The following is a 16,588-nucleotide window of genomic DNA, read 5'->3' as shown; positions in this document are numbered from 1 at the left end:
TGGGAGAGCATCGCCCTTACAAGGCGAGGGTCGGGGGTTCGAACCCCTCAGCACCTACCACGATATCTAGGGTAGCTTTATGCCTAAATTTTAATTTCAGTTGTTTATTTTGTACTATAATATCTGCTTAGCATGTGGGAGAATTTACTTAGAAGTAAATCTAAGGAGATTGTATGAAAAAAGTTTTGTTAAGCTCATTAGTTTTAGCAGTGGCAGCTAGTTCTATGTCTTATGCTGATAATGCCTCAGCAGCAGTTTGTCCAACTGACTTAAAATATGAGACTATTGGCATGAGAGACATGTCTTTTAAATATGCGCAATATAAAGATCATATTTACGCTATTTTGGAAGTTGAACTTAATAAAAATAAACAATGGCAAGAACGAGGTAGTGGTTGGTTTGCTGCTGGCTTTGGCGCTAAAACTATGAAAGATTCAAATATGTTTATATTTGTGCCGCAAAAATCTCAATCTCAAGATGTACGCTACGATGTTTTTGCAAATATTGGCGGAGCATATGGTCCGACTAAATCTTTAGATACTAAACCACAAAAAGGACAAATATAGCTTTTATCATCTTCATTAGCTAAAGTTGAGTTCGCATTATATCCACAAAAAATACCAGGTTTAGCAACTAGTGGAAAGATAGATATGATTTTCTCACATTCAAAAGCTGGAGTTTATCAGTTTGCTCCAGGTCATGTTGCAGCATACGATGGTAAAGCTATCAATCTAAAATAATAAAAGCCAATATTAACTTTTGCGATTAAGTTGCATTTGTGATTTGAATTAAATACAATTGCTGTAATATTTTTCGTTGAATTATTTATGAGAAGATCTAGACGTCATAATAAGCTAAAAGGTGGAATCTTTGAGGCAGAAATTACAGCGTTAAGTCATGATGGTAGAGGTATTGCAAAAGTTGCTGGTAAAACTACTTTTATACCTTTTACATTACCTGGAGAAATAGTAAATTTGAATATACCTTTACAAAAGTAAAATTTGATGAAGCAAAAGTGGTTGAGTATATAAAAAAATCTCCTAGTAGAGTTACACCACCATGTGATTATTTTGAAATATGTGGTGGTTGTAGCTTACAGCATATGTCTACAGCATCGCAAATTGAGCATAAACAACAGACTTTACTTAATCATTTAAAATATATTGGAAATGATGTTGAGCCGGAGAATATTTTACCGCCGCTATACACAAATAATACTGAAGATTACCGTAACAAGGCGCGTCTTGGTGTACGCTATGTTACAAAAAAGAGCAAAGTAATTGTAGGTTTTAGAGAACGCAATGGTAGGTTTTTAGCTGATATAGATAAATGCATGGTATTAAATCCGCTTGTAGGTGAGAAATTAACTGAAATAGCTTCTTTTTATAAAGACTCTATCTGTATATAAACATATAGTACAGTTAGAGATTGCAATAGATGATACAAGGCCAGCGTTTATTGTACGTCATCTAGAGCCATTTGCTAATGAAGACCTTAAAAAGCTAAAAACTTTTGGTTCGCAAAATAATTACTGGATATATCTACAGTCAAAAGGTCCAGATACAGTTTTTAGGTTATATCCTGAAAAAGATATTGCTCTAGTTAAGTTAAGTTATCAACCTATTGATGGTATTAGTATTGGTTTTGAGCCAAATGATTTTACCCAAGTAAATAATGATATTAATAGAAAAATGATCAAAAGAGCTATACAGCTTCTTGATATATCAAAGCAAGATTCTATTATCGATTTATTTTGTGGTTTAGGTAATGTTACACTGCCAATTTCGAAATATGCTAAAGCTGTAATTGGTGTTGATGGTAATGTTATGATGGTACAAAGAGCTAAAGAAACGGCAGCTAATAATAATATTACAAATGTTAATTTTTATGCAGCAAATCTTTTTGAGAATTTTGAGAATAAAGAGTGGTTTAATAATTTTGAATACAATAAGATGCTTTTAGATCCGCCTCGAGCTGGTGCACAAGAAGTTTGTAGTAATATTGAAAAATTTAATGTTGAGCGCATAGTGTATGTTTCATGTGATACTGCTACTTTAGCACGTGACACTGGCATTTTGGTCAATAGCAAAGGTTATAAATTGATAAGTGCCGGTATAATGGACATGTTTCCTCATACAATGCATGTTGAGTCAATAGCTGTTTTTGAGAAGGTTTAGGAGACACTTATGTATATAGGTTTAGATATCGGTGGTAGTAAATATCTTAACTAGTATTTTTGATGAGCAAAAAAACTAATGACAACAGCAAAAGTTAAATCAAAAGCTAAAGAAGAAACTGAAGTTGTGGTTGGAAAATTGTTTAAAGTAATTGATAAGCTTATAGCGGAAATACTAACTGGTAAAAAGCTAGTAGATATTGGTATAGAAGTTGCTAGACTTATATGATAAAAAAACATTAATTGTGCGTAGAAGCGGCAATATTAATTTTAATGGTGTTAATTTAAGGCAACTTATACAAGATAAATATGCTGTCAAGTCTGAGATAGATCATGATGTAAATGTTGGATTTTAGGTGAGGCCAAATATGGTGCAGGTGTTGGCTGTGATGATATTATCGGTGCTTTTGTAGGTACTGGTATCGGTGGTGGTTTGGTACTTAATAGTAAGCTGTATACTGATGACAGTGGTTTAGCAGCAGAGCTCGGTCATACTATTATCAAAAAAGTGGTGCATATTGTCCAGGTTGTGGTTTACAAGGGTGCTTAGAAGCCTATGCAGGTAAAGTTGGTATCGAAAAGAAAATAGAAAATTTAGCTAAGAAAAATGTTCATAGTACTTTAATTGATCTAGTGATGGAGAATCGTGGTAAACTAAAAAGTGGTCATATTAAAAAAGCATTAGATGAGCAAGATTAAATTGCTATGGATATACTTAGTGAAGCTATGGAGTATTTAGGTACAGGACTAGGAAGTGCTTTAAATATGATAAATCCATCGATGGTCATATTAGATGGTGGTGTTATGGAAGCTATTGATGAAAGATACCTTAGCCAGATTAAAAGAGCAGCAATGAAAAATTCATTTGCTGATATTTATGCAGAATATGACTTTAAGCTAGCTAAGCTCTGAGATTAAGCAGGAATTTATGGAGCTATGGAGCTTGTGGCAAGTTAATTTAATTGGGAATATACTATATTGATTATTCAAGTTATTAATGATTTTTTTTCACAACTAGCAAATTATTTCAAAAGATTTAAAAATATAAAGCTTTCGAGCATTTTTAATGATTGGAATATTTTTGAAATATTGTGGCTAGTGATTTCTGTAACTAGCTTAGGGATTATAAGTATTTTAACGACAAATGATTATTTAGTTGTTACTACTATAGCTACAGTTACAGATATGCTAAATATTTTACTAGTAGCTAAAGGTAACATTCTTAATTATTTTTTTGCATTTATCAATAATATTACTTATGCTTATGTTTGCTACAGTCAAGGTGTTTATGGGCAGTTTCTACTTTTTGCTTTTTTCTTTTTCCCTATGCAGTTTTATGGTTTATATACTTGGACAAAACCACAAAATATTAGTGAGAATAATAGTATCATAACAAAAACTTTATCAGCAAAACAAAGAGTCTATCTTGTCATAGTTATAATTATTGCAGCATATATATAGGACTTTTATTTTAAGGGGATATTTTAACCAACAGGTTGGTTTGATTGCTGATTCATTGACCGGTATAGTATCTGTTGTGGCGATTATCTTAATGGTCAAAGCTTATATCGAGCAATGGGTTTTATGGATTATTATAAATACTCTTTCAACAATTATTTGGTTACAACAATATTTTTCTGGCACAGGTGAAGGTATAGCATTTTAGCTATGTGGCTTATTTATTTGTTAAATGCTCTATATGGCTATATAAACTGGACAAATTAAAAAAATATTGATAAATTTCTTTGTTAAACTTTTTTATAACTAGCTTAACTTAATTAAAAGTTTTCTATATAATTTGCAATATTCATTATACCTTTCTTTGGAGGTTAAAGCGATGACCGTTAGACAGACTTTATTTCTTATTATTACACCAATAATCGCAATGTGTGTATTATCATTTGGCAATGGCTTTTTTACAACTTATTCGTCTATTGAGCTAAATAATCTTGGTCGCTCTAGTTTAATGATTGGTATAATTTCTGCAGCATATTTCTTTGGTATGACGGCAGGGTCTTATTTTTCACAGTTTACTATCATTAGAGTAGGTTATATAAGAGCTTTTGTGCTGTTTGCATCTCTTATGGCTATCAGTACGTTAATAGTTGGTGTAAATAAAAGTGTTGCTGTTTGGGTATTATTTAGGTTTGTCTGTGGTTACTCATTAGCAGCTTTATTTATCATTATCGAAAGCTGGTGTATATTATCATCAGATAAGAGAAATAGAGGTTTGATTTTTTCAATATATCTTTTTGTATACTATGGTACACAAGCATTTTCACAGTTGATGATAAATGTTCATTTTAGTGAAGGGATATTAGCTTATTGTTTTATATCTTCTTTATGTAGTGTTGCGATAGTATTGATGGCTTTTACAAAAACAGTTGCACCTGTGCCAAACTCCGAAGAAATTTGCTCTCCTTCTAAAATCATTAAAAAAGTTCCTTTAGCAATGGCAGCTAGTGTTATTAGTGGTTCATTGTTAGGTTCTATATATACTTTGTTGCCTATCTTTCTCGTAAGGGTTGGAAGTGATCATGACATGATATCAGTATTAATGATGATTACAATTTTAGGAGGAATGTTATTACAAGTGCCTATGGGTAAATTATCAGATCTTACCGATAGACGTAAAGTGATACTTTTAGCAGGAGCAGGTATTTTTATCACCTCAATATTTATATTTGTTTTTCATACATCTTATTTTATATTTGCTGTAATTATGTTTATTTTTGGTGGTTGTGCTTTTGTAATATATCCATTATCTATATCTCATGCAAGTGATTTTCTTGATGAAAATGAAATTTTAGGAGCAATTGGTGTTTTAACTATTTCATATGGTTTAGGTTCGGTAATCAGTCCTGTTGTAATATCTAACATGATGTCTATTTTTGGACCATTTGGCTTTTTTATAATTACAGCGTTGCTAAGTATTAGTTTATGCTTGTACTCAGCATATAGAATATCAGCACGAAAATCTCCTACAGATACAGCTACTTTTACAATAGTAACTCCTGAAAGTCTTAACTTCACTGAGGCACAGGAAATCATCTCAGAGAAATCATCTGAAGAATAATTTTTAAATAAGTATATTAAATTGCAAAGCATACATAACTCAGCTTATAATTGATAAAGTTTTAAAAAAATGATAAAAGGCTTAATTTATCTAAAGGAGTTTGTAATTATGTCATCACAAATAAAACAAGTTTTTGCTAGACAAATATTAGATTCGCGTGGTAATCCTACAGTTGAAGTAGATGTGCTTTTGGAAAGTGGTGCTTTTGGTCGTGCTGCTGTTCCTTCTGGAGCTTCTACAGGTATCAAAGAGGCTTTAGAGTTAAGAGATGGTAATAAAGCTCTTTTTCTAGGCAAGAGTGTATATAAAGCTGTTGAAAATGTTAATACTAAGATAGCTCAAGCAGTTAAAGGTTTAGACGCATTAGACCAAAGATTGATTGATAAAACTATGATAAAACTAGATGGTTCTGAGAATAAGAAAAATCTAGGTGCAAATGCAATTCTAGGTGTCTCACTAGCTACTGCTAGAGCTGCAGCATCACACCTTAGAAAACCTTTTTACCGTTATCTAATGGATGTCAAAGAATATCTAATACCAGTACCAATGATGAATGTCATTAATGGCGGTTCACATGCTGATAATAACGTTGACATGCAAGAGTTTATGATTGTTCCAGCTGGTTTTGATACATTTTCTGAGGCTCTAAGATGTAGTACAGAGGTTTTCCATACACTTAAAAAAGTACTACTTACTGATGGTTATAGTGTAGCTGGTGTTGGTGATGAGGGTGGTTATGCTCCTGATCTACCATCAAATGAAGCAGCTATACAAGCAATACTAGAATCAGTTAAAGAAGCAGGTTATGAGCCTGGTAAACATGTATTTATAGCGCTAGATCCAGCAAGTAGTGAGTTCTATAAAGATGGTAAGTATGAGCTTAAGTCAGAGAATAAGTCATTAACAAGCCAAGAAATGATTGATTACTATGCAGCATGGGTTGAGAAGTATCCAATTGTATCTATTGAGGATGGTCTAGCGGAAGAAGATTGGGAAGGTTGGAAACTGTTAACTGAAAAGTTTGGTAACAAGGTGCAACTAGTTGGTGATGATTTATTTGTTACTAACCCAAGTATCCTTGCTAAGGGTATCGAAAAAGGCGTTGCAAACTCAATTTTGATTAAGCTAAATCAAATTGGTACTTTGACAGAGACTTTTGAAGCAATGACGATGGCTGGACAAGCAGGATACACTTGCGTGGTGTCACATCGTTCTGGTGAAACTTCTGATACTATTATTGCGGATTTGGCTGTAGCAACATGTTCTGGACAAATCAAAACAGGATCATTATCTAGATCTGATCGTATAGCTAAGTATAACCAGTTACTTAGAATCGAAGAAGAATTAGGTGAAAATGCAATTTACCCTGGAATAAAAGCATTTGTATTTAATTAGATGAATAAGTAGAAGAAGATGTTCAAGAAATTATTGTAGAAGATAGTGAAGCTGAGGAAGTTGTAGTTTAAGTAGAAGAATAATTATTTCATGGATATCAGATCTAGTTCTTTTTTTTATATTTTTATTTCTGTAGTTTTATTACTAATAGCTATATTGCAATATGATCTGTGGTTTAGCAATACAGGTCTTATCAAGTATCAGTCACTAAAAAAATCTGTAGCTAGTCAACAAAAAGAAGTTAAGCATAAATCTCAGACTAATGCACAATTATATTCTGAAGTAGTTTCATTACGTCAAAATAGTGAGGTGCTTGAAAGCTTGGCTCGTGAGAATATGGGGCTAATCAAGCAAGGAGAGGTTTTTTACAGTGTCAAATAAATATGTAATTATTCCAGCAGCTGGAATAGGTACTAGAATGCAGTTAGATATTCCTAAACAATACTATAAACTTAGTAATGGCAGGACTATCCTTGATAATACTTTAGCAAAGTTTATTGATAATCCTTTGTTTGATAAAATCTTTGTTGCGATTGCTGCAAATGATAATTTTTGGAGTGATTCGTTATATTATAATCGTGACAAAATAGTAGTTTGTAGTGGTGGTGCGACTAGGTTTAATAGTGTTTATAATGCTCTTAAGGCTATCGATGAGCGTAAAAATAATGACTGGGTTTTTGTGCATGATGCTGCTAGACCTTGTGTTAATATTGATAGCATTATCGATTTATATCAGCAAACTAAGCTATCACATTCACAAGCAGGTATCTTAGCAGTAAGAGCGTTTGAGACAGTTAAGCAAGTTACTATAAAGAATATAATTATCAAAACACTTGATCGTAATAATATTTGGCTTGCTCAAACACCACAATTATCTAGGCTTGGGCAGTTAGAGAAAGCTTTTGATTTTTGCTACTTAAATAATCTGGTTAATAAAGTAACTGATGAAGCATCAGCTTTAGAAATATTTGGTATAAATCCTATTGCTGTTGAATGTTCAAAGAAAAATATCAAGATTACAACTAAAGATGATTTAGAGTATGCTAATTGGCAGTTAAGCTAAGAATTTATTTTAAAAGTAAACCTATTATATAACCAAATATAATTACTAACCCCATTATAAATAAGATAGAGTCTAATATTACGTGCCTATAGTCTTTGCATTGAATATTTTTATAAATTATTATTACAGGTAAAACATATAGTAAAAAAGCCACTGTAGGCGCAACTAGTATACCTATAATATTAAGGATTTTAAAATTACATATTGTACATATCCATAGAACTATGAATATTAGTCCAACACAGATTTTATTTATTAGTGAATCAGAAACTTCAATTTTATATATATTCCTAAAGAAATATTTAAATAGATATTTTAAAGCTTCTTTTGAACCTATGTAACAGCCTATAAATGAACTAATAATAGCGGTAAAAACTATCATTGGCGCTAAAATATTCAATAAAGTACCTGAATGCTGCTCTTGTATCAGTGTTACTATTGATAGATTATTTGCATTAGCTCTATTAAGGTCTGGTATAGTAGTGCTAAGTAAGCAAGATGTCACAAAGAGTAGTACAAAGATAAAAAGAATTAGTACATTAATCTTAAGTATTTTATAAATTTTGTATTTTTCTTGTGAGCGTTCAATTTTTACATAGTTACGATAAAAAATTATTAGACTGGAGATAACAGGCGAATGATTCATCGATAATATTAAAATTGGTAATACCATTAATACACCTGTGATATAACCAACAGCATCAAAATGATTATCAGTTATAAACACAAAGTTCCAATAAGGTATTATATATATAGATAGTGTTATTACTAATATAATTAAGAATATAACTATAAGCTGCATAAACTTTAGAATTATATTGATACCTAAAGAAACTATTATTAATAAAACAGTCAGAATGCTAAAACTAAACCATATGTGTGTTGATAAATTAGTTTTTACAATATTGTAATTTAAAAGAAAATTACTTAATTCACTATTTAGGCCGATAGAGTACATCGGCATATTTAGGAATATTGCAAAGAAATATAGCACTACACAAGTCAAACCAAAGAATTTACCAAGATTATGAGTAAATACATCTGTAATACCGTCATTATCTGTGCAAAGCACGATATTTGACATATTTTTATGTGAGTAATATGTCAAAGGTAAAGCAAAAATAAGTACTGTTACCAAAGCCCAAAGACCACTATCTCCAGCTTGGATAGGGAGATAAAGTAATCCTGCACCTATTGCTGTACCAAACAAAGTGAATACCCATTGAATATCAACTTTTGTAGTATTTGAGTAATCTAGTTTTTTCATCCTAGCTACTCCAATCAAGTATTACTTTACCACATTGGCCACTTTTCATTATCTCAAATCCTTTTTGAAATTCATTAATATGAAGTCGATGTGTGATGATAGGGTTCATATCCATACCAGCTTGAAGCATGCTTGACATTAAGTACCATGTTTCAAACATTTCTCTACCATATATACCCTTAAGAGTTAGACCTTTAAATAATATTGCTCCCCAATCAACAGCAACATCGCCTGCCGCTATACCTAATAAAGATAGCTTACCACCATGATTTATAACATCAAGCATCATAGAAATTGCAGAATTATTACCAGACATTTCCAGGCCAACATCAAATCCCTCTGTCATGCCTATATCAGACATTATTCTACGCATTTCTTTGACTAAGTCTTGTTGATTGTTAAATGGTGCGACATTTAAAGCTACAGTTGCACCAAAATCTTTTGCCATTTGTAGGCGATATTCATTAATATCGGTGATAACTATTCTACTCACACCACAGAACCTTGCTATTTTAACAGCCATAAGACCTATAGGTCCAGCTCCAGTTATTAATATATCTTCACCTATTAAATTAAAAGATAGAGCGGTATGAATAGCATTACCAAGAGGATCAAAGGTACTAGCGATATCATCACTAATAGAATCAGGAATTTTAAATACGTTAACTGCTGGCATAGCTAAATATTCTGCAAAAACTCCTTGAACATTTACACCTATACTTATAGTTTTTCTACAAAGATGGCGCTTGCCCGCTCTACAATTACGACATTGACCACATACAAGATGTCCCTCACCTGATACTCTATCTCCAATATTCACACTTGTGACACCATCTCCTTTGGCTACGACTTCACCAGAGAATTCATGTCCAATAATCATTGGTACTGGTATGGTTTGTTGTGACCATTTGTCCCAGTTGTAAATATGCAGATCTGTACCACAAATAGCAGTTTTTTTAATTTTAATTAAAACCTCATTATGGTTATATTCAGGAATTGTAGTATCATTAATCATCCATATACCTGGTTGTTTTTTTAATTTAGCTAATGCTTTCATTGTTTAGATTCCTATGATGAATATTACTGAATAATCCTAACTCTTTGGCAGCTTTTGTAAAGCCATCAACAGCTTTGTCAATTTGCTCAAAAGTGTGAGCAGCTGACATTTGTGTTCTAATTCTTGCATTGCCTTTAGGCACTACTGGATATGAGAAAGCAATTACATAGATTCCATAATCTAGGAGTTTTTCAGCAAATTCTGCAGCTTTTTTCTCATCATAGATCATTACAGGAATAATAGGGTGCTCGCCTGGAATCAAATCAAATCCAGCATCAGTCATTTTAGATCTGAATCTTTGTTGGTTAGCTTTTAATTGTTCTCTTAGTTCATTCGAGCTTTTAGTAATTTCTAATGCTTTTATAGAAGTTTTGGCAATTATTGGTGCAAGTGAATTTGAGAAAAGATATGGTCTAGAAAGATTCTTAAGTAAATCTACTACTTCTCTCTTAGCACAGATATAGCCGCCAGAAGCACCTCCTAAACCTTTGCCTAAAGTGCCTGTTAAAATATCTATTCTACCGATTACATTACAATGTTCGATAGATCCTTTACCATGTTTGCCAACAAAACCAGCGGCATGAGAATCATCAACCATAACAATAGCGTTATACTTGTCAGCTAAGTCACAGATTGATTTAAGATCAGCAATAATACCATCCATAGAGAATACACCATCTGTAGCGATCATCTTAAATCTTGCACCAACTTCATCAGCCTCTATTAGTTTTGCTTCAAGATCTTGCATATCATTATTGTTATATCTAAATCTCATTGCTTTGCAAAGCCTAACACCATCAATAATACTAGCATGGTTAAGAGAGTCACTAATAATAGCATCTTCTTTTGTAAGTAGTGTTTCAAAAAGTCCAGTATTTGCATCAAAACACGAAGGGTATAAAATTGTATCTTCGAACAAAAAAAATCGCTTAACTTTCTTTCTAGTTGTTTGTGGACACTGTTAGTACCACAAATAAATCTTACTGAGGCCATACCATAACCACATTCTTCAATATGCTCTTTAGCATAAGCAACTATTTCAGGATTATTTGCAAAACCAAGATAGTTATTAGCACAGAAATTAATTAAAGTTTCACCATTCTCTAAATTAATTATAGGCTCTTGAGGTGTTGTTATAATTCTTTCACTCTTATAAGTACCAGCTTGTTTAATTTCTTGTATCTTACTATTAACATTTGTGTAGAAACTTTTATTCATGTTTGAGCTCCTTTAAGCGTTTAAATTTTGAACTATCAATTTGACAATAATATTAGATATTATCTAATATAGTTAGTTTTTGCAACTATTTGATATCAAAACTATAAAAAAGAATACTTTGTTTAAAATTATTTTTTTAAATTAAATTTATTCTTTGAGAATATTTATTATATTATTTAAGTTGCATATTAATATATTATTAATTAATACTGAAGTTAAAATATTATTTATAGCTAAAATAAGTTTATATATTAAGTATTAATTTTTATTAAAGACTTGTTATTTTTTGATAATTTATTAAAAGTTGGGATGTGATATATTGTTGCAAAAATAAGTAAAACATAGAGGCTCTTAAAGAAATATTAAGTTTTATTTATTATGATCGTAATAATGAAGAGAAATACTTATGAACAAAACAAAATTAATCTCAGTAGTATATGCATTAATAGGTTTAGGAACATATACAATACTAGAAGCAGCACCTGCGAATGATCCAGTTACTGGTTGTGGTACAACTAAACCTGTTAGTGGTTTAGCTAAATTTCAAATATTGATACATATTAATAAAATATGGTAAAGCTGTGATGCAGCCTTGGGCTATATAGTCTATCAACCAAATCATTTATAACTTATGATGATGTATGGTCTGTAGGTGAGAAAACTAAGTATACTAAAAAGTAGAAATCTTGGTGGTACTATGTTCTGGCAAGCAGATAATGACTCTACTGATCCTAACAAGTCTTTAATCAATACTATTGCTATGGTTTATGCGTCAGATACAATCTTGTATCTGTTACAGAGAACTCTGCTACAGTATCTTGGAATAAGCCAGAATTAGATGGTTCTATCACATATAAAGTAATCGTTAGTGCAATGTGATAGCTGAGAATATCACTAGCCTAAATTATGTCCTAACTAATCTAGAAAAAGGTACAAGATATACTATAGAAGTAATTGCTAGTACATGAAATGATTCTAGAAAAGATAGTTTAACTTTTGAAACTATTGGAGCAGGTGATCAAAACAATGATTAAGGTAATAATGACTAAGGTGGCGACAAATCTTCAACAGTGAGTACATGGAATACTCAAGCTGTATATACTAAAGATGATGAGGTGACTTATAATGGTTAAAAATATATGGCTCAGTGGTGGGCTCATGGAGATATCCCTTCGCAAAGTAATATTTAGGAAAAACAATAATCCTCCTAAATTACTTATATAATCTATAATTTGACTAAAATCTATTTCTAATCATACTTTCCTATACTATAATAAGATATTCTTAAATCAAGTTTTGGTAAAGATTATCTTAGATACTGCATAGACTAGTCTTATAGTTTACTGATCATAAAAATTTTGAATTCAAGTTATACTAGTAAAGGAGCTTTTAACATAAATTTATGTAATACTTATAGGTTTCATGATTCAACTAATCACAACTAGCTTAAATTTTTCAATAAGTTTATTAAATTAATAGTCTTAATTATTTAACTGAAGTTTTTTGTTATAATCTAAATCAATCTTTCTTTGAGAGAAAATTTTTGGAACTAAATAAAAGCTGTTGCAATTAAAAGTCTAATTAAAAAATATTTATGTATTATAGTTTATGATTATAAATTAATTTAGAAAGATTAATAAATGTAAAAATACAAATTATTAATTGAAACTAATCTTAATGTTGAAATAAACTCTGAATTTGTAGACAAACAAAACAATAAGTTTTTTATGCGTACTGTTTTTAGCGGTGAAGTAAATTGTCAACAAATATTATCTGAACTTAGGGAGGCTTTGCCTAATAATTCAGAAATTAAGCTTGCCGATTATTCTAAAAAAATATTATTATTCTAGCTACAAAGGAGATGCATTGTCTTGGTGATTTGTTAATAAAACATGTAGAAGGAAAAATAGATGCGAATATTACTGCGGTAATCTCAAACTATGATAATCTTAGAGGCTTTGTTGAGAAGTTTGATGTACCTTTTGAGCATATTTCTCATGAAGGAATTAATAGAGAAAAACATGAGAATAGAGTTTGTGATGTTATCAAAACTTATCAGCATGATGTCATTGTACTAGCAAAGTATATGCAAATATTAACCCCAAGCTTTGTAGGGTAATTTCAAGGTAAGTTGTTAAATATTCACCATTCATTCCTACCAGCTTTTATTGGCGCAAATCCATATAAGCAAGTGTATGAAAGGGGAGTGAAAATAATTGGTGCAACTAGTCATTTTGTCACAGATGACTTAGATGAGGGACCAATTATAGCTCAAGATATAATTAGAGTAGATCATAGCTACTCATGGAAGGTTATGCGCGATGCAGGTCATAATGTTGAAAAAAATGTTTTATCGACAGCTTTAAATTTAGTACTTAAAGATAAAATTTTTGTTTATTAATATGTAAAACAATAACTTTTTAAGTTTAGAGCTCTTGTAATACTATGTAATTAGCCTTTAGGTAACTACATAGTATTTATAGTGATAGATTTTTTGAAATATTTTGATTTAGAAATTTAAGTTTAAGACTAGTTGTAGGCTACACCAATCTTACACTAGAGCTAAAAATCAGCTTACAAAATTGTTAAATACACACATTGATATGCTTAAGCATAGCTTGACGTTAGAAATTATTGAGCTAACACCTGCTTATGCTAATTAGTATTTGATTATCTTTTTGATTTTACCAATATATATAAAAATCTTTAAATTTTGATAATTGATGAAAGTTATAGTAGGTTGTTATTTTCAACTTTAGGAATAGCTTTTGAATACTATGATCTGGCAATATATTCTGTATTTGCTGTAACTATTGGAAATAAATTTTTTGATAAAAGTAGTTCTATAAGTAATACCATATTAGTTTTCTTGGTCTATATTGTTGGCTACCTTGTACGCCCACTAGGTACTTGGGGATTTGGCTATCTTGCTGATGAGAAAGGTAGAGCACTTATATTGAGATTAAATATGATCTTACTATTTTTCTCAACTTTAGCCTTTGCTTTTTTGCCTACTATAGAAAGTATTGGAGTCTTAGCAACTATTTTATTCGTTGGTTTGTGTTGTATTACAGTCATTAGCAGTTGGTGTGGAAATACCTGTTTCTGTTGTATATATATAGTTGAGAATTACCCTCAAAGGCAAGGCTTAGTAACAAGCATGGTGTTTTGTTGTTTGAGTATAAGTATTATGATGACATCATTAGTGTTGTTTATCTTAAATCATTTTACTAGCCAAAGTTTTATACAAGATTACGGTTAGTGTATAGGGTTTTTCATAGGTGCTTGTTTTACATTTCTACTATTTTTTTGAGAAAAATATTATCGATATTCCTAGAGTTGTTAAAGCATTAGATAAACAACGTTCTCATAATTATATGTTTGTTATAAAAGTAACTATTGGTATAGCACTAGTTACTTATATTGCTATGCTTGCAACACAATTGTATATGTTTTTAACGGCATATCATCAGATGTATATTGTCTCTGATTTTGATGTCTCTAATTTATTGTTAATTGGATCTATAGTTTCAGCTATTAGTTGTTAGTTGGAGGATTCATCAGTGATTATGTTTCTAAAATAAAAATGATGTCTTTATTAATAATCTTGAGCATAGCTCTAACTCCTGTTTTTTATAAAAGTATAATAGCTGGAGAGAGTGCTTATAGCTATTTTATATTGTTGTCTACTAATATATGGTTTTTTACCTCAACATACAATGTAATTTTTAAAAATTTCTTTAGGTTAGAGTACAGGTGTCGTGGGTATGGTATAGCTTATATAACCGGGGTTATTTATTATTTTCTGCAGGAGTTCTAGAGTTGACAATATTTTTTATTACATCAACTAGTAATTTATTAGTACTAGTATACTTAATAGTATTTGCTGGAGTAGTTTCTTTTATTGGAATAGCAGTGACGAGTTGGTTTATGAAAAAGGCTTAAAAATCATCGCTGAAGAGTCAGATTTAGACTGATTATAAAATTCGATTATATATCGGTCAGTCATAGAAGATATATAGTCGCTGATTATTCTAGCTTTGCCTTGAGGATTATCTGTGTTATAAAATATCACACCGATATCATCAGGTAGTAAGCTCTCATCGGGAGTTGAGCTGATTAGAATATCAAAAATTTCTGAGATTATCTCTCTACCACGATATCTAAGAACATTCAACTTTGGTGATTTTATTATCTTAAATAATATATATTTTTTGAGAACTTCAACTTGTTTTCGCACTTGACTATTTAGATAAACTCTTGATAGCATTGGGATATCTTGGTTAAGCTCTAGCTTAATGTTTTGGATGCAACTATTGACTAACTTAGATGTTAGTTTTGTCCGCAATAAGCTATTGTTGGCAATATTTTTAGATATTCTATAAATATTTCTGCTATCAGCAGTAAAATCTATATAATCTGAAAAAATATCTTTTAGGATATTTCTAATTTCATTCTTAGTAATTTCTAAGTCATCCGGCATTGCTTTGAAAACCTTGTCAAGAAGCTTATCATCAATACTAGCTATAGAGAGTGGATCAATGAAACCTCCCTTAAGAGCATCTTCAACATCGTAGGTAGAATAGGCAATCTCGTCAGCTACATCCATTATATAGCATTCAATGGTTTTGAATTCACCATCTATATTAGTTACACCATACGGTTCAAGAAGTTTGTGCTTGATATTGGCTACTAGGTACGCTTCTTCACTATAGTAGCCTTTGGTAAGCTTACCTAAATCACTAATAGGTGGGATAAGGCGTTCATATTTTATTGTTGCTGCAAGAGTCCGATAAGTCAAATTTAGTCCAAAAGTTTGCTTTTGATCAATATCTTTCTTTGCAGTATGTGATATCAATCTTAAAGTTTGAGCATTGCTCTCAAATCCACCAAATTCACGCATTTTTTTGTTCAAAGCAACCTCACCATTATGGCCAAAAGGAGGGTGACCAATATCATGACAAAGAGCGGCTGTTTCGATTAGATCATAATCAAGATTAAGTTGATGTTCAGCATTAAGTTTGACTGTTATGGATTTAGCTATTTGTGCAACCTCAAGTGAATGAGTTAGCCTATTTCTAAAGAAGTCATTTTCAAAGCTTGGGAAGATTTGTGTCTTTGCTTGTAATCTACGAAAAGATGAAGAGTGGATAACACGAGCATAATCTCGTCTAAAAGCAGAAAAGTTTTCCTTTTTTGCAATATTATTGTTTTGCCTTAGATAGTCGTTTTGATGATAAAGATTTATAGCCATACAAAATCTAATAAATTAGTGTTTATATAGCTACATATTAGATTAAATGAGTATAGATGCAATAGATTTAGCACTAATAAGT

11 protein-coding genes and 7 pseudogenes are annotated in these 16,588 nt (G+C 31.1%); 14 read left to right on the top strand and 4 right to left on the bottom strand.

Annotated elements, in window-relative coordinates; translation table 11 throughout:
• Window positions 1–173: 173 nt before the first annotated feature.
• The 11 genes and pseudogenes from C9379_RS05565 to ispD all read left to right on the top strand — a co-directional run bounded on the left by C9379_RS05565 (window position 174) and on the right by ispD (window position 7,710).
• Window positions 174–740: pseudogene (locus tag C9379_RS05565) on the top strand (hypothetical protein).
• A gap of 87 nt (window positions 741–827) precedes the next feature.
• A pseudogene (rlmD, locus tag C9379_RS05560) lies at window positions 828–2,177 on the top strand (23S rRNA (uracil(1939)-C(5))-methyltransferase RlmD).
• Between the two features lie 78 nt (window positions 2,178–2,255).
• A complete protein-coding gene (locus C9379_RS05555; protein WP_318263225.1) occupies window positions 2,256–2,405 on the top strand; it encodes a hypothetical protein in 150 nt (49 codons plus the stop codon).
• Window positions 2,389–2,532 (top strand): hypothetical protein, encoded by a 144-nt coding sequence (locus tag C9379_RS05550; RefSeq protein ID WP_343377542.1) that lies wholly within the window; start codon window positions 2,389–2,391, stop codon window positions 2,530–2,532. The genes C9379_RS05555 and C9379_RS05550 overlap by 17 nt, the downstream gene beginning before the upstream one ends.
• The gene (locus C9379_RS05545; protein WP_343377548.1) at window positions 2,526–2,726 is read left to right on the top strand and encodes an ROK family protein; all 201 of its coding nucleotides are present in this window, start codon (window positions 2,526–2,528) and stop codon (window positions 2,724–2,726) included. Before C9379_RS05550 ends, C9379_RS05545 begins: the two co-directional genes overlap by 7 nt.
• 155 nt (window positions 2,727–2,881) lie before the next feature.
• Entirely contained in the window at window positions 2,882–3,088 is a 207-nt protein-coding gene (locus tag C9379_RS05540) for a hypothetical protein (protein ID WP_318263226.1), read from the top strand.
• A gap of 66 nt (window positions 3,089–3,154) precedes the next feature.
• Window positions 3,155–3,901 (top strand): annotated as a pseudogene (gene pnuC / locus C9379_RS05535) (nicotinamide riboside transporter PnuC).
• Between the two features lie 112 nt (window positions 3,902–4,013).
• On the top strand, window positions 4,014–5,252 hold the full coding sequence (locus C9379_RS05530; RefSeq protein WP_425536930.1) for an MFS transporter: 1,239 nt from the start codon (window positions 4,014–4,016) through the stop codon (window positions 5,250–5,252).
• A 69-nt stretch (window positions 5,253–5,321) separates the two neighbouring features.
• Window positions 5,322–6,647 (top strand): phosphopyruvate hydratase, encoded by a 1,326-nt coding sequence (gene eno, locus C9379_RS05525; RefSeq protein ID WP_343377541.1) that lies wholly within the window; start codon window positions 5,322–5,324, stop codon window positions 6,645–6,647.
• Between the two features lie 90 nt (window positions 6,648–6,737).
• A complete protein-coding gene (locus C9379_RS05520) occupies window positions 6,738–7,028 on the top strand; it encodes an FtsB family cell division protein (protein WP_143384565.1) in 291 nt (96 codons plus the stop codon).
• Window positions 7,018–7,710 (top strand): 2-C-methyl-D-erythritol 4-phosphate cytidylyltransferase, encoded by a 693-nt coding sequence (gene ispD, locus C9379_RS05515; protein ID WP_143384566.1) that lies wholly within the window; start codon window positions 7,018–7,020, stop codon window positions 7,708–7,710. Before C9379_RS05520 ends, ispD begins: the two co-directional genes overlap by 11 nt.
• 4 nt (window positions 7,711–7,714) lie before the next feature.
• On the opposite strand, the gene C9379_RS05510 is transcribed toward ispD, so the two are convergent.
• The 3 genes and pseudogenes from C9379_RS05510 to C9379_RS05500 form a co-directional block, all read right to left on the bottom strand.
• Complete coding sequence (locus C9379_RS05510) at window positions 7,715–8,977, bottom strand: amino acid permease (RefSeq protein ID WP_143384567.1); 1,263 nt, start codon at window positions 8,975–8,977, stop codon at window positions 7,715–7,717.
• A gap of 1 nt (window position 8,978) precedes the next feature.
• Window positions 8,979–10,034 carry an L-threonine 3-dehydrogenase gene (gene tdh, locus C9379_RS05505; protein WP_143384568.1) on the bottom strand — a complete coding sequence of 352 codons (1,056 nt, stop codon included), beginning with the start codon at window positions 10,032–10,034 and terminating at the stop codon, window positions 8,979–8,981.
• Window positions 10,018–11,252, bottom strand: a pseudogene (locus C9379_RS05500) (glycine C-acetyltransferase). The gene tdh and the pseudogene C9379_RS05500 overlap by 17 nt, the downstream one beginning before the upstream one ends.
• Window positions 11,253–11,733: 481 nt before the next feature.
• Between C9379_RS05500 and C9379_RS05495 the strand changes: the two are divergent.
• The 3 pseudogenes from C9379_RS05495 to C9379_RS05485 form a co-directional block, all read left to right on the top strand.
• Window positions 11,734–12,382: pseudogene (locus tag C9379_RS05495) on the top strand (fibronectin type III domain-containing protein); the annotation flags it as partial.
• A 731-nt stretch (window positions 12,383–13,113) separates the two neighbouring features.
• Window positions 13,114–13,653: pseudogene (locus tag C9379_RS05490) on the top strand (formyltetrahydrofolate deformylase).
• Between the two features lie 318 nt (window positions 13,654–13,971).
• Window positions 13,972–15,197 (top strand): annotated as a pseudogene (locus C9379_RS05485) (MFS transporter).
• Here C9379_RS05485 and dgt read toward each other — a convergent pair.
• On the bottom strand, window positions 15,181–16,506 hold the full coding sequence (gene dgt, locus C9379_RS05480; RefSeq protein ID WP_143384569.1) for a dGTP triphosphohydrolase: 1,326 nt from the start codon (window positions 16,504–16,506) through the stop codon (window positions 15,181–15,183). The pseudogene C9379_RS05485 and the gene dgt sit on opposite strands and share 17 nt — an antisense overlap.
• Window positions 16,507–16,588: the final 82 nt, after the last annotated feature.

The organism is Francisella-like endosymbiont, assembly GCF_003069505.1.
Lineage (GTDB): Bacteria > Pseudomonadota > Gammaproteobacteria > Francisellales > Francisellaceae > Francisella.
The sequence above is the reverse complement of the archived record's forward strand: the minus strand, read 5'-3'. Positions and strand labels throughout refer to the sequence as shown.